This is a genomic window from Serratia sp. TSO36, from assembly GCF_057808395.1.
In genome coordinates this window covers 350639-365119 of sequence record NZ_JBJZOU010000024.1, presented here as the reverse complement: position 1 = coordinate 365119, position 14481 = coordinate 350639, and the positions used below count along the sequence as shown (strand labels likewise).

The window sequence follows — 14481 nt, the reverse complement described above, 5'->3', positions numbered from 1 at the left end:
GTCAGCGGATTTTCACCAGGGTGCGGCCGGTGATTTGGTTGTTCAACAGCGCGGCGGCGGTGGCCGGCGCCTGCTCGAGGGAGATTTCGTGCGTGGCCTGCTGATAGAAGCTGTCCGGCAGAATGCCGGCCAGCCGTTCCCAGGCGGTTTGGCGGCGATGCAGCGGCGTATGCACCGAATCCACGCCCTGCAGGCGCACGTTGCGCAGAATGAACGGCATCACGGTGGTCGGCAGCTGATAACCGCCCGCCAGGCCGCAGGCGGCGACGGTGCCGTTATAGTTCATCTGCGCCAGCACCCGCGCCAACAGTTTGTCGCCGACGGTGTCCACCGCGCCGGCCCACAGCTGTTTCTCCAGCGGGCGCGGCGTGTCGATATAGGCATCGCGCGGCATCACCTCTTTGGCGCCGAGCGCTTTCAGGTAGTCGGTATTGCTGTCGCGGCCGCTGATGGCGGTCACCCGGTAACCCAGCGCCGCCAGCAGGGCGATGGCGGTGCTGCCCACGCCGCCGCTGGCGCCGGTGACCAGGATATCGCCGTCGTCAGGGTGCACGCCGCCTTCCTCCAGCGCCATCACGCACAGCATGGCGGTAAAGCCGGCGGTGCCGATGATCATCGCCTTGCGCTCATCCAGGCCGTTCGGCAGCGGCACCAGCCACTCACCGGAGACGCGCGCCTGCTCGGCCAACCCGCCCCAGTGGTGTTCGCCCACGCCCCAGCCGGTGAGCACCACGCTTTGTCCATCTTTGAAGCGATCGTCGCGGCTGTGGCGCACGGTGCCGGCGAAGTCGATGCCCGGCACCATCGGGAAGTTGCGCACGATCTTGCCTTTGCCGGTGATCGCCAGCGCGTCCTTGTAGTTCAGGCTGGACCAGTTGATGTCGACGGTGACATCGCCTTCCGGCAACCGATCGCTGTCGATATCTTTGATATGAGCCAGAGTTTGGTCGTCTTGTTGTTCCAATAACAGTGCACGCATGTCACTCTTCCTCTCGTTTACACTTTTCTATTCAATGGCTGAATCACAGTTATTTGACTATATGCATAATAAGCGGCCCAAGTCCTGATAAAGGACAAAAATGGCGCTTGCAGGTTTAATTCCTCGGCAAGGCTTGTTAGGGTTGGACGGCCCCTTTTAGCTAAAGGGTGAACACTCACTTAACCATAGCGGACAAGGCACAGGGATGCGATTTACCACCAAACTCTCTGCATTGATCACTCTGTTGGTCGCGCTGGCGATGTTTTTGATGCTGATGGGATGCTCATACAGCTTCTTTTACGTTACCCAGGATCGCCAGGAGCGCCGCTTGGATTCGCTGGTCACCACTCTCGATCAAGCCATGCTGAGCGAGCCGCCGCAGGAGCAGGAAAAATGGTTGCCGATCGTCATGCGCACGCTCGGCATCGTGTCGATCCGCATAGAGGCCGGTAGCAGCCAACTGCTCGACTATCAATTGCCGACGCAGGAAAAAGAGCACTGGGATGCGCTGAACGGCTATCGTCAGGTCTCGCGTCCCCTGTTGCAGCATCCGGGCAGCACGCTGCACATCACCTACCGCGATCCCTTCGCCAGCGACGTGCGCACGCTGCAATCCACCGCCGCCGTCACGCTGTCGATCGTCGTGATGGTGGTGGTTTTGCTGTTCAGCCTGCGCTGGCTGCGTGAGCAGGCCGACGGCGAAGATCGTCTGGAACGCCGCGCACGGCGCATTCTGAACGGCGAACGCGAAAACGTCATGCAGGGCGACGTGCGTGAGTGGCCGGCCAATGTCAGCGGCGCGCTCGACCGCCTGCTGGCCGATCTGGCGGAAGCGCGGGAAGAGCGCAGCCGGGTCGATACGCTGATCCGCGCCTTCGCCGCGCAGGACGCCAAAACCGGGCTCAATAATCGCCTGTTCTTCGATAACCAGTTGACCACTCAGCTGGAAGACGAAGGCTCGCACGGCATCGTGATGATGGTGCGGCTGCCCGATTTCGAGACCCTGCGCGAGACGCACGGCAGCGTGGCGGTGCAGGAGCTGATGTATTCGCTGGTCAATCTGCTGTCTACCTTCGTGATGCGCTATCCGTCTGCGCTGCTGGCGCGCTACTTCCACAGCGATTTTACCGTGTTGTTGCCGCATCGAACCCTGAAGGAGGCCGACGGCATCGCCTCACAGCTGGTCAACGCCATCGATGCCTTGCCTTCCACGGCGCTGATCGACCGCGAGGCCTTCCTGCACATCGGCATCGTGGCGTACCGCAGCGGTCAAACCACCGAGCAGGTGATCGATTATGCGGAGCAGGCGACGCGCCACGCTACGCTGCAGGGCGAAAACGGGTGGTATGTGTACGACAGCCAGGTGCCGGAAAAGGGGCGCGGCAGCGTCAAATGGCGCACGCTGCTGGAACAGGTGCTGGCGCGCGGCGGCCCGCGGCTGTATCAGAAACCGGCGGTGACCGTGGGGGGCGAGGTGCACCATCGCGAGATCATGAGCCGGATCTATGACGGCACCCAGGAATTGCTGCCGGCGGAATATATGCCGCTGGTGCAGCAGCTCGGGCTGGCGGAAAGTTACGATCGCCAACAGGTGAGCCGCATCATTCCCTTGTTGACGCAGTGGCCCGAGGAAACGCTGGCGTTTCCGCTGTGCGTGGACTCGATTTTGCAGCGCTCTTTCCAGCGCTGGCTGCGCGATACATTGCTGCAGTGCGAAAAAAGTCAACGTCGGCGAATTCTGATTGAACTTGCGGAGGCAGATGTGTGTCAACATATCGACCGTTTGCGTCCGGTGCTGAGGCTGTTGTCAGGGCTGGGCTGCCGCCTCGCGGTGTCCAAAGCGGGTTTAACCGTGGTCAGTACGTCCTATATCAAGTCGCTGCAGGTGGAGATCGTCAAGCTCCACCCGGGGTTGGTGCGGAGCATCGATAAACGGGACGAAAACCAGCTGTTCGTGCAGAGCCTGACCGGCGCCTGCGCGGGCACGCGCGCGCAGGTGTTCGCCGCCGGCGTACGCACGCGCAACGAGTGGCAGACGCTGAAAGAGCGTGGGATCCACGGCGGGCAGGGCGACTTTTTCGCGCCGCCGGAACCGATCGACGCGGGGCGTAAAAAATATTCACGTCGTTATCGCGTTTAAGCTGATTGCTGGACAAAAATTGACGTAGAATGAGCGCCGGATCCATCTGGGCCATGTCACCCGTCATTTTGGAGTTTTCTCCAATCTGCCTGCGACAACGACGCCTATTTGAGATAGGCTCTTGTCAGCTTTTATCTGGTTGGCGTTGGTAGGTGCTTACCATCGGCGGCAATCAGGGAATATGTTAGATTTTATGAGCTGTGTTACGCCGTTTCGTGCGTTGACAGGGTGGTAAACTGAGCCTTTGTTCAGGGAATTCAGGCCTCATCCAATTTCCGTGCATTCGAGCAGAAACAATACAGACTATTTTTCACCGAAGTAGAACGTTTTTGCGCCTTGTCGCTGCTTCGTGTGGTTGGTAAAGTAGGCGGATTTTATTTTCCGCCCCCAGCTTGCAGGATTATCCTTTCGTTATGTTTAAGAAATTTCGTGGCATGTTTTCCAACGACTTGTCCATCGACTTGGGTACCGCCAATACCCTGATTTATGTTAAAGGGCAAGGCATCGTACTGAATGAACCTTCGGTGGTTGCCATTCGTCAGGATCGTGCCGGCTCCCCAAAGAGCGTCGCGGCCGTCGGTCATGACGCCAAACAGATGCTGGGCCGCACCCCCGGCAACATCGCGGCTATTCGCCCGATGAAAGACGGCGTGATCGCCGATTTCTTCGTGACCGAAAAAATGCTGCAGCACTTTATCAAACAGGTTCACAGCAACAGTTTCATGCGCCCAAGCCCGCGCGTGCTGGTCTGTGTGCCGGTCGGCGCGACCCAGGTTGAACGCCGCGCTATCCGCGAGTCCGCCCAAGGGGCCGGCGCGCGTGAAGTGTTCCTGATTGAAGAGCCGATGGCGGCGGCGATCGGCGCAGGCCTGCCGGTCTCCGAAGCGACCGGATCCATGGTGGTGGATATCGGTGGCGGTACCACTGAAGTGGCGGTGATCTCGCTGAACGGCGTGGTGTACTCCTCTTCCGTACGCATCGGCGGCGACCGTTTCGATGAAGCCATCATCAATTATGTGCGCCGCAACTACGGCTCGCTGATCGGCGAAGCGACCGCCGAGCGCATCAAGCACGAAATCGGTTCTGCCTATCCGGGCGATGAAGTGCGCGAAATCGAAGTCCGCGGCCGTAACCTGGCCGAAGGCGTACCGCGCGGCTTTACCCTGAACTCCAATGAAATCCTCGAAGCCCTGCAAGAGCCGCTGACCGGCATCGTCAGCGCGGTGATGGTTGCGCTGGAGCAGTGCCCGCCAGAATTGGCCTCCGACATTTCCGAACGCGGCATGGTATTGACCGGCGGCGGCGCGCTGCTGCGCAACCTCGATCGCCTGCTGATGGAAGAAACCGGCATCCCGGTCGTGGTGGCGGAAGATCCGCTGACCTGCGTGGCGCGCGGCGGCGGCAAGGCGTTGGAAATGATCGACATGCACGGCGGCGATTTGTTCAGCGAAGAATAGTCAGCCCCTGGAAGGAGGAATCGTATCGGATGAATGCGCACAGCGAGAATCGGGTACGGTTCCTCTTTCTGTTGTCGAGGAACTCGCATAATTTATGAAGCCGATTTTTAGCAGGGGGCCTTCCCTGCAACTGCGACTTTTTTTGGCGGTGATTGCGGCCATTGGCCTGATCGTTGCCGACAGCCGGCTCGGCACGTTCGTGAAGATACGCAACTACATGGACACCGCAGTCAGCCCTTTCTATTTTCTGGCCAATGGGCCGCGTAAAGTTTTGGACAGCGTGTCAGAAACGCTGGCCACCCGCCAACAGCTGGAGCTGGAAAACCGCGCTCTGCGGCAGGAACTGCTGCTGAAAAACAGCGATATTCTTCTTCTTGGCCAATTCAAGCAGGAAAACGCCCGCTTGCGCGAGCTGCTGGGTTCTCCGCTGCGCCAGGACGAACACAAGATGGTCACCCAGGTGATCTCCACCGGCTCCGATCCTTACAGCGATCAGGTGGTGATCGACAAAGGGTCGGACAACGGAGTCTATGAAGGCCAGCCGGTGATCAGCGACAAGGGCGTGGTCGGCCAGGTGGTGGCGGTGGCGAAAGTCACCAGCCGCGTGCTGCTGATCTGCGACGCCTCGCACGCGCTGCCGATCCAGGTGCTGCGCAACGACATTCGGGTGATCGCCGCGGGCAGCGGCTGCGCCGACGATCTGCAGCTGGAGCACCTGCCGAACAACACCGACATCCGCGTTGGCGACGTGCTGGTCACCTCCGGCCTCGGCGGCCGCTTCCCGGAAGGCTATCCGGTGGCGGTGGTTTCCTCGGTCAAGGTCGATAACCAGCGCGCTTACACCGTGATTCAGGCGCGGCCGACCGCCGGTCTGCAGCGCTTGCGCTACCTGCTGCTGCTGTGGGGCGCCGATCGCAACGGCGACATGCCGCTGCCGCCGGACGAAGTGCACCGCGTGGCCAATGAACGCCTGATGCAGATGATGCCGCAGGTGCTGCCGCCTGCCGGCTCCGTCGGGCCGCAGTTGCCGGCTCCGGCCACCGGGGCGGCGCCGCAAACCGCGGCTCCGGCCTCTGTCCAGCCCCAAGCTCAGCCTGCCGCGGCGGGAGTGGTGCCATGAACAGCTACCGCAGCCACGGGCGCTGGATAATCTGGCTGTCGTTCCTGGTGGCGTTGGTGCTGCAAATCATGCCGTGGCCGGAGCAGATCTACATGTTCCGGCCCTCATGGCTGGTGCTGATCCTGATCTACTGGGTGATGGCCTTGCCGCACCGGGTCAACGTCGGCACCGGCTTCGTGCTGGGGCTGATCATGGATCTTATCCTCGGCTCTACGCTGGGCGTGCGCGCGCTGGCGCTGGGCATCATCGCCTATCTGGTGGCGTTCAAATTCCAACTGTTCCGCAATATGGCGCTGTGGCAACAGGCGCTGATCGTCGTGCTGCTGTCGCTGTCGATGGACGTGGTGGTGTTCTGGGCTGAGTTTTTAGTGATCAACGTCTCTTTCCGCCCAGAGGTGTTCTGGAGTAGTGTGGTAAACGGCATTTTGTGGCCGTGGTTATTCCTGTTGATGCGCAAAATCCGCCGTCAGTTCGCCGTACAGTAAGGGTATCTCAATGACTTCGCTTTATCTGGCCTCCGGCTCCCCACGTCGACGTGAACTGCTGACCCTGCTCGGCGTGTCGTTCGACATTTTGCTGACGCATACCGAAGAGCAGCGCCGGGAAGGCGAAGCCGCCGAAGCCTATGTGCGCCGCCTGGCGCAGGACAAGGCCAAAGCCGGCGTAGCGCTGGCGCAGGAAGATCGGCCGGTGCTGGGCGCCGACACCATCGTGGTGCTCAACGGCCGGGTGCTGGAGAAGCCGCGCGACGAAGCCCATGCGGCGGACATGCTGGCGGCGCTGTCCGGCAAGCAGCATCAGGTGATGACGGCGGTGGCGATCGCCGATCGCCACGACGTGCGCTGCCAGCTGGTGGTGACCGACGTGACGTTCCGCAGCCTGTCACAACAGGATATCCGCGACTATATTGCTACGGGCGAACCGATGGATAAGGCGGGCGCCTATGGAATTCAAGGAAAGGGTGGTTGTTTCGTCAGAACGATAACCGGGAGTTATCACGCGGTGGTTGGTTTGCCGCTGGTCGAAACACATGAGCTGCTCAGTAATTTTGTCGCATTACGTGATGTAAGAACCGGTTGATGGGCGCTGCCATTATCGACCGGCTCTGAGGAGAAGGCATGACAGCTGAGCTACTGGTTAATATCACACCGTCTGAAACGCGGGTCGCCTATATCGATGGCGGCATTCTGCAAGAGATCCATATCGAACGCGAATCCAAACGCGGCATCGTCGGCAATATCTATAAAGGGCGCGTCAGCCGCGTCCTGCCGGGGATGCAGGCGGCGTTCGTCGACATCGGCCTGGACAAGGCCGCCTTCCTGCACGCCTCCGACATCATGCCGCATACCGAATGCGTCGCCGGCGACGAGCGGAAAAACTTCCACGTGCGCGACATCGCCGAGCTGGTGCGCCAGGGGCAAGACCTGATGGTGCAGGTGGTGAAAGATCCGCTCGGCACCAAGGGCGCGCGCCTGACCACCGACATCACGCTGCCTTCGCGCTATCTGGTCTTCATGCCGGGCGCGGCGCACGTCGGCGTTTCGCAGCGCATTGAAAGCGAAGCCGAGCGCGAGCGCCTGAAAGCCATCGTTGCGCCGCACTGCGACGAACTGGGCGGTTTTATCATCCGCACCGCGGCGGAAGGCATCGGCGAGGAAGAGCTGGCGCAGGACGCCGCGTTCCTCAAACGCCTGTGGACCAAGGTGATGGAGCGCAAGAAGCGCAACCAGACCAAATACAAGCTGTACGGCGAGCTGGCGCTGGCGCAGCGCATCCTGCGCGATTTCGCCGGCGCGGCGTTGGATCGCATCCGCGTCGATTCGCGGCTGACGCACGATCTGCTGGTGGAGTTTACCGGCGAGTACATTCCGGACATCACCAACAAGCTCGAACTCTATACCGGCAGCCAGCCGATTTTCGATCTGTACGATGTGGAAAACGAGATCCAGCGCGCGCTGGAGCGCAAGGTGGAGCTGAAGTCCGGCGGCTATCTGATCATCGATCAGACCGAGGCGATGACCACCGTTGACATCAACACCGGCGCCTTCGTCGGCCACCGCAACCTCGACGAAACCATCTTCAATACCAACATCGAGGCGACGCAGGCCATCGCGCGCCAGCTGCGGCTGCGTAACCTGGGCGGCATCATCATCATCGACTTTATCGATATGAACAACGAAGAGCATCGCCGCCGGGTGCTGCACTCGCTGGAGCAGGCGTTGAGTAAAGATCGGGTAAAAACCACGATCAACGGCTTCTCTCAGCTAGGCTTAGTTGAAATGACGCGTAAACGCACGCGTGAAAGCATTGAACATGTGCTCTGTCACGATTGTCCTACTTGCAATGGGCGCGGCACCGTGAAAACGGTGGAAACCGTGTGCTACGAGATCTTGCGCGAGATTGTGCGCGTGCACCATGCTTACGATTCCGATCGCTTCCTGGTGTACGCCTCCGCGGCGGTCGGCGAAGCGTTGAAGAGCGAAGAGTCGCATGCGCTGGCCGAAGTGGAGATCTTCGTCGGCAAACAGGTGAAGGTGCAGATCGAACCGTTGTACAGCCAGGAGCAGTTCGACGTCGTCATGATGTAGCCCGTCAGTGCATAGATATTCCCGTTGCCAGGCAGCGGAGCAAGGAGAACTGCGTGAGGCGACTGCCTGGGATTCTGTTAGCAACAGGCGCCACCCTAATCGTGATTGTGGCGCTGCTGATCAGCGGGCTGCGCCTGATGCTGCCGAAGCTGAACGACTACCGTCCCCAACTGCTGGCGCAGGTGGAGAAGCTGTCCGGCGTGCCCGTGCAGATGGATTTCCTGCAGGGCAGCTGGGAAACGTTCGGCCCACAGCTTGAAATGCGCAACCTGAGCGCCACGCTGCCCAAAAGCGATGTGCATATCGAACGCGTGACGCTGGCGCTGGACGTGTGGCAATCGCTGCTGCACTGGCGCTGGCAGTTCCGCGATCTGACCTTCTATCAATTCCGCCTCGATCTGAACGCCACGCTGGGCGGCGACCGGCAGGGCGAAGGCCTTGAGCCGGGCAAAATCGGCGATCTGATGCTGCGCCAGCTCGACCATTTCGATCTGCGCGACAGCCGTATCTCATTCCTGACGCCTGCCGGCGCGCGCGCCGAATTCGACATTCCCCAACTGACCTGGCTCAACGGCCGCGAGCGCCACCGCGCCGAGGGGCAGATCAGCCTGTCGACGCTGAACGGCCAGCACGGCGTGGTGCAGCTGCGCATGGACCTGCGCGATAATCAGGGCCTGTTGGACACCGGCACGGTCTACCTGCAGGCCGATAACATCGACATGAAACCCTGGTTTACCCGCTGGCTGCGCGCCAACACCGGGCTGGAAAGCGCCGACTTCAGCCTGGCGGCCTGGCTGCAGGTGCAGAACGGCGAGATTGCCGGCGGCCATGCTTTGCTCAAGCAGGGGGCGGCCAACTGGGATACCGGCGCCGCGCAGCACCGGCTGGACGTGGACAATCTGGCGCTGTCGCTGCGCCGCCAGGGCACCGGTTGGCAGCTCGACGTGCCGCAGCTGCGGTTGAGCACCGACGGCCAGGCCTGGCCGCAGGGCGCGCTATCCGCGCTGTGGCTGCCGGAAAACACCGAATTCATGGGGCCGGCGCAGAATGAAGAGCTGCGGGTACGCGCGACTAACCTTCAGCTGGAGCGCCTGTCGGCGCTGCTGCCGACCTTCTCGTTCCTCAGCCCGGACGTGCTCGATCGCTGGAACGATCTGCAGCCGCAGGGGAAGATGGAGGCCCTGGCGCTGGACATCCCGCTGAAGCAGCCGGAAAAGAGCCGTTTCCAGGCGCTGTGGCGCGATGTTAGCTGGCAGCGTTGGGAGCTGCTGCCCGGCGTCAACCACTTCTCCGGCGCGTTGAGCGGCGGGGTGGAGAACGGCCGCCTGACGCTGGGGCTGGCAGGCAGCACCTTGCCTTACGGCGATATGTTCCGTGCGCCGCTTGAAATCAGCAGCGCGCGCGGCGCGCTGACCTGGCGTTACAACGATCAAGGCTGGGAGCTGGCGAGTCAGGGGCTGGACGTCAAGGCGAAGTCGCTGTGGGTCAACGGCGATTTCCGTTATCAGCAGCCGGCCAAGGGCGATCCGTGGCTGAATATCCTGGCGGGCATCCGCCTGTATGACGGCGCCGAAGCCTGGCGCTATTTCCCGGAACCGCTGATGGGCAAGCATCTGGTGGACTACCTGAGCGGCGCCATTCAGGGCGGCCAGGTAGATAACGCCACGCTGATTTATTCCGGCGATCCGCAGCACTTCCCGTACCGTAAAAACGAAGGACAGTTTGAAGTCTTCGTGCCGCTGCGCCACGCCACCTTCCAGTTCCAACCGGGCTGGCCGGCGCTGACCGATTTGGCGATCGACCTCGACTTCGCCAACGAGGGGCTGTGGATGCATGCGCCGCAAACCCGGTTGGGCAGGGTGGCGGGCAAAAATATCAGCGCGGTGATCCCGGATTACCTGAAAGAGCGGCTGCTGATCGACGCCGAAGTCGCAGGCGCGGGCAGCGACGTGCACGACTACTTCATGCAGACGCCGTTGCACGATTCGCTGGGGGCGGCGCTGGATCAGCTGCAGATTGGCGGTGATGTCAGTGGGCGCTTACATCTCAATATCCACTTGGACGGCGAGCTGGTCAAAGCCACCGGTGAAGTGGCGCTGAACAACAACTCGTTGCTGATTAAGCCGCTGGATAGCGAGTTGCAGAAGCTCAGCGGCAAGTTCCGCTTCGACAACGGTAACCTGCAGAGCGACCCGCTGTCGGCCACCTGGTTCGGGCAGCCGGTGGCGGTCAACTTCTCCACGCAGGAAGGCGCTCGCGACTACAAGATTGACGTCGGCCTGAAGGGTGATTGGCAGCCGGGCAAGTTCCCCGGCCTGCCGAAAGAGGTTGCCGATGCGCTCAGCGGCAGTGCGCCCTGGCAGAGCCAGGTGGCCATCGCGCTCCCACATCAGGGCTCGGCCAGCTACGATATCGGCATCGACGCGGATTTGAAAAAAGTGAGCAGTCACTTACCTTCACCGCTGGACAAACCGCCGGGCGAGGCGTTGCCGGTGAACGTTAAGGTCAAAGGCGGTCTGAACGGCTTCATGTTGACCGGCAGCGCGGGCAAGCAAAACCGCTTCAACAGTGAATGGCGCTTCGACAAAAAACAGGTGAATCTGGCGCGCGCCGCCTGGCAAACCAACGGTGGCGGCACGCCGCCGCTGCCGGCCGGCAAGTCGATGACGCTGAACCTGCCGGCGCTGGACGGCGAGCAGTGGCTGGCCCTGCTGGCGCCGGCGCTGAAACAGGGGGGCGGCAGCGGTCAGGTGGGCGGCTTCAGCTTCCCCACCACCGTGGCGCTGACCACGCCGCAGCTGCTGTTGGGCGGCCAGGCCTGGCATAAGCTGACGCTGTCGGCCGAAAAACAGCTGGGTGCCACCGTGGTGAGCGCTAAGAGCGATGAAGTGGACGGCAGCCTGCGGGTGGCCGATCGCGGGCCGTGGCGCGCCGATATCAACTACCTGTATTACAACCCGCAGTTCGCCGAGACGAAAAACGCGGCGGGCACGCCGACGCCGCCGGCGGAGAAAGTTTCCTTCCGCGACTGGCCTTCGCTGATGCTGCGCTGCAAGTCGTGCTGGGTGCTGGGGCAGAACTTCGGCAGGGTCGAGGCGGATCTGAGCAATCGAGGGGATACCCTGACGCTGGATCACGGCCTGGTCGACACCGGCAAAGGGCGTATGAGCGCCACCGGCCTGTGGAAGCAAAATGCGCAGGAAGAGCGCAGCTCGCTGAAAGGCAAGCTGCTCGGCGGCAAAATCGATGAAACCGCCGCCTTCTTCGGCATCACTATCCCGCTGAAAGGCGCGCCTTACGACGTGGACTTCGATCTGTACTGGCACGGCGCGCCGTGGCAGCCGCAGGTCAATACGCTGAGCGGCGCGCTGCAGGTCAAGATGGGCAAGGGCGAGATCGACAGCATGGGCGGCGGCCGCGCCGGTCAGTTGCTGCGATTGGTCAGCTTCGACGCCTTGCTGCGCAAGCTGCAGTTCGATTTCAGCGATACCTTCGGCAAAGGCTTCTACTTTGACTCCATCCGCAGCACCGCCTGGCTGAAAGATGGCATAATGCATACTGATAATCTATTGATCGACGGCTTGGCGGCGGACATCGCCATGAGTGGCCAGATCGATCTGGCGCGCCGCCGTATTGATATGGAGGCGGTGGTGGCGCCGGCGATTTCGGCGACCGTCGGCGTGGCCACGGCGTTTGTCGTCAACCCGATCGTCGGCGCGGCGGTATTTGCCGCCTCGCAGGTGCTGGGGCCGCTGTGGAGCAAGATTTCGCTGATTCGTTACCATATCAGCGGCGATCTCGACCAGCCGAAGATCAATGAGGTACTTCGTAAGGCAAAGGAGGATAAGGCGTCATGAGGAATGCTAACGTTGCGTTGTTGCAGTTGTGCAGTGGCGATCAGGTGCGCGATAACCTGGCCCAGATTGAACAGCAGATCAAACAGCTCAATGCCGGGGTAAAACTGGTCATGACGCCGGAGAACGCGCTGCTGTTCGCCAACTCCGCGGCCTACCGCCAACAAGCGGAAAAACAGGGCGACGGTCCGCTGCAAAACGCGGTGCGCGAGCTGGCGCGCCGCTATGGCGTGTGGTTGCTGGTGGGCTCGATGCCCTTGATCAGCCGCGAAAACCCGGAGCTTATCACCACCAGCAGCCTGTTGTTCGACGAGCAGGGCGAAATCCGCGCCCGCTACGACAAGCTGCACATGTTCGATGTGGACATCAACGATGCGCACGGCCACTACCGCGAGTCGGATACCTACCAGCACGGGCAGCACCTGACGGTGGTGGATACGCCGGTCGGGCGTTTGGGTATGACCATATGCTACGATCTGCGCTTCCCCGCGCTGTTCCAGGCGCTGCGGGCACAGGGGGCCGAACTGATTTCGGTGCCGGCGGCCTTTACCCGGGTCACCGGCGAGGCGCATTGGGAAATTCTGCTGCGCGCCCGGGCGATCGAGAACCAGTGCATGATCCTGGCGCCGGCGCAGGTGGGGCGCCACGGGCCGACCCGCCGCACCTGGGGCCACACGCTGGCTGTCGACGGCTGGGGCAAGGTGCTGGCTGAGAACGCGGACGCCGTGGCGGCGCTGAAGGTGCGCGTGGACACCGCAAGCCTGCAGCCCCTGCGGCAACAGATGCCGGTGCTGCAGCACAACCGATTCCAGACGTCGCTGACGGCGCCGTCTGACACGTTATCCTCCAATCAAGAGTGAAACCATTATGAGCCTGACGTTTGTCAGTGAGCAGTTACTCGCTACCAACAAGCTGAGTCATCAAGACCTGTACTCGGTACTGGGTCAACTGGCAGAACGCCGTATCGACTACGCCGATCTCTATTTCCAGTCCAGCTATCACGAAGCCTGGGTGATCGAGGACGGCATCATCAAGGATGGCTCTTACAATATCGACCAGGGCGTCGGCGTGCGCGCCGTCAGCGGCGAGAAGACCGGTTTCGCCTATGCCGATCAGATCACCCTGAATGCGCTGCAGCAGAGCGCCCAGGCGGCGCGCAGCATCGTGCGCGAGCAGGGCGACGGGCGGGCGCACACCCTGGGCGAAATCGGTTACCGGGCGCTGTACCCGCTGCTCGATCCGCTGCAAAGCCTGCCGCGCGAAGAGAAAATCGCCCTGTTGCACCGCGTCGATAAAGTGGCGCGCGCCGCCGATGCGCGGGTGCAGGAAGTGAACGCCAGCATCACCGGCGTTTACGAGCAGGTGTTGGTGGCCGCCACCGACGGCACGCTGGCGGCGGACGTTCGCCCGCTGGTGCGGCTCTCCGTCAGCGTGCTGGTGGAGCAGGACGGCAAGCGTGAGCGCGGCTCCAGCGGCGGCGGCGGCCGTTTCGGTTACGACTATTTCCTGGAAACCGTCGACGGCGACGTGCGCGCCGATGCCTATGCCAAAGAAGCGGTGCGCATGGCGCTGGTCAATCTCGGCGCGGTGGCGGCGCCGGCCGGCAATATGCCGGTAGTGTTGGGAGCCGGCTGGCCTGGGGTGCTGCTGCACGAGGCGGTGGGTCACGGCCTGGAAGGCGATTTCAACCGGCGCGGCACCTCGGTGTTCAGCGGCCATATGGGCGAGCTGGTGGCTTCCGAGCTGTGCACCGTGGTGGATGACGGCACCCTGCAAGGGCGCCGCGGCTCGCTGGCGATCGATGACGAAGGCGTGCCGGGCCAGTACAACGTGCTGATCGAAAACGGCGTGCTGAAAGGCTACATGCAGGACAAACTCAACGCGCGGTTGATGGGCGTCGCGCCGACCGGCAACGGCCGCCGCGAGTCCTACGCGCATCTGCCGATGCCGCGCATGACCAATACCTACATGCTGGCGGGCCAATCGACGCCGGAAGAGATCATCGCCAGCGTCGAATACGGCCTGTACGCGCCGAACTTTGGCGGCGGCCAGGTGGACATCACCTCCGGCAAGTTCGTGTTCTCCACCACCGAAGCCTACCTGATCGAGAAGGGCCGCATCACCAAACCGGTGAAAGGGGCGACGCTGATCGGCTCCGGCATCGAGGCGATGCAGCAGATCTCGATGGTCGGCAACGATCTGGCGCTCGATAAAGGCGTGGGCGTGTGCGGCAAGGAAGGCCAGAGCGTGCCGGTGGGCGTCGGCCAACCGACGCTGAAACTGGATACGCTGACCGTCGGCGGCACGGCGTAATCTTTCCTCAAGGGGCCACGCGCTGGCTCC

At 62.0% G+C, this 14481-nt stretch carries 10 protein-coding genes; 9 read left to right on the top strand and 1 reads right to left on the bottom strand.

Annotation, left to right across the window (positions count from 1 at the left end; translation table 11 throughout):
- Position 1: 1 nt before the first annotated feature.
- Entirely contained in the window at positions 2-979 is a 978-nt protein-coding gene (gene acuI, locus ACK3CV_RS22505) for an acrylyl-CoA reductase (NADPH) (protein ID WP_164141324.1), read from the bottom strand.
- A gap of 205 nt (positions 980-1184) precedes the next feature.
- On the opposite strand from acuI, the gene csrD reads away from it, so the two are divergent.
- From csrD to tldD, 9 genes are all read left to right on the top strand, one after another.
- Positions 1185-3119 (top strand): RNase E specificity factor CsrD, encoded by a 1935-nt coding sequence (gene csrD / locus ACK3CV_RS22500; protein WP_033636174.1) that lies wholly within the window; start codon positions 1185-1187, stop codon positions 3117-3119.
- Between the two features lie 413 nt (positions 3120-3532).
- Positions 3533-4576, top strand: coding sequence for a rod shape-determining protein MreB (gene mreB / locus ACK3CV_RS22495; protein WP_003855260.1), 1044 nt, complete (start codon positions 3533-3535; stop codon positions 4574-4576).
- A 94-nt stretch (positions 4577-4670) separates the two neighbouring features.
- Positions 4671-5696: a rod shape-determining protein MreC gene (gene mreC, locus ACK3CV_RS22490; protein WP_164141326.1), complete on the top strand. Its 1026-nt coding sequence runs from the start codon at positions 4671-4673 to the stop codon at positions 5694-5696.
- The gene (gene mreD, locus ACK3CV_RS22485) at positions 5693-6181 is read left to right on the top strand and encodes a rod shape-determining protein MreD (protein WP_004936918.1); all 489 of its coding nucleotides are present in this window, start codon (positions 5693-5695) and stop codon (positions 6179-6181) included. The genes mreC and mreD overlap by 4 nt, the downstream gene beginning before the upstream one ends.
- A gap of 10 nt (positions 6182-6191) precedes the next feature.
- The gene (locus ACK3CV_RS22480) at positions 6192-6776 is read left to right on the top strand and encodes a Maf family protein (protein ID WP_004936921.1); all 585 of its coding nucleotides are present in this window, start codon (positions 6192-6194) and stop codon (positions 6774-6776) included.
- Between the two features lie 38 nt (positions 6777-6814).
- Entirely contained in the window at positions 6815-8284 is a 1470-nt protein-coding gene (gene rng / locus ACK3CV_RS22475; RefSeq protein ID WP_016930237.1) for a ribonuclease G, read from the top strand.
- A gap of 53 nt (positions 8285-8337) precedes the next feature.
- A complete protein-coding gene (yhdP, locus tag ACK3CV_RS22470; protein ID WP_164141328.1) occupies positions 8338-12141 on the top strand; it encodes an AsmA2 domain-containing protein YhdP in 3804 nt (1267 codons plus the stop codon).
- On the top strand, positions 12138-12998 hold the full coding sequence (gene nit1 / locus ACK3CV_RS22465) for a deaminated glutathione amidase (protein ID WP_164141330.1): 861 nt from the start codon (positions 12138-12140) through the stop codon (positions 12996-12998). Before yhdP ends, nit1 begins: the two co-directional genes overlap by 4 nt.
- A gap of 7 nt (positions 12999-13005) precedes the next feature.
- Entirely contained in the window at positions 13006-14451 is a 1446-nt protein-coding gene (gene tldD, locus ACK3CV_RS22460; protein ID WP_047570394.1) for a metalloprotease TldD, read from the top strand.
- The last annotated feature ends 30 nt before the right edge of the window (positions 14452-14481 follow it).